Raw genomic sequence first — 480 nt, 5'->3', positions numbered from 1 at the left:
GCGATTCAGTTTTTACCGCAAGTGAGAAATTGCAATGCTTGATCGCATTACAGGAATGCAGGTGTTTTCTCGTGCCGCTAACGCGGGAAGCCTCTCAGCCGCCGCCCGGCAACTCGGCTTGTCTCCAGCAATGGCGACAAAGCATCTGGATGCGGTGGAACAGCGGTTGGGCGTGCGCCTGTTTCATCGAAGCACGCGCAAGCTCACCCTCACCGAGGCGGGCCAACAGTATCTGGAAGCGTGCACGCGGCTCCTTCCCGACCTGGAGGAAGCGGAGGCAATGATCGCGTCACAACGCGTGGAAGCGACCGGACTGCTCCGGCTGAACTCCCCTCTTTCGTTCGGTGTTCGCTACGTGGCGCCGCTCATTCCGGCCTTTAGCAAGCAACACCCCAAGGTCACCATCGATCTCGGATTGAATGATCGTGTGGTCGACCTCATGGAAGAAGGCTGGGATCTGACGATCCGGGTAGGACACCT

General features: G+C 58.8%; 1 protein-coding gene. It reads left to right on the top strand.

What is annotated here, in order from left to right; translation table 11 throughout:
• Positions 1–34 precede the first annotated feature (34 nt).
• Positions 35–480 (top strand): LysR family transcriptional regulator (locus EOS_RS43095; RefSeq protein ID WP_047898359.1); only part of this gene is annotated, 446 nt, incomplete at its 3' end.

This window comes from Caballeronia mineralivorans PML1(12) (assembly GCF_001028175.1).
Classification (GTDB): domain Bacteria; phylum Pseudomonadota; class Gammaproteobacteria; order Burkholderiales; family Burkholderiaceae; genus Caballeronia; species Caballeronia mineralivorans.
The sequence above is the reverse complement of the archived record's forward strand: the minus strand, read 5'-3'. Positions and strand labels throughout refer to the sequence as shown.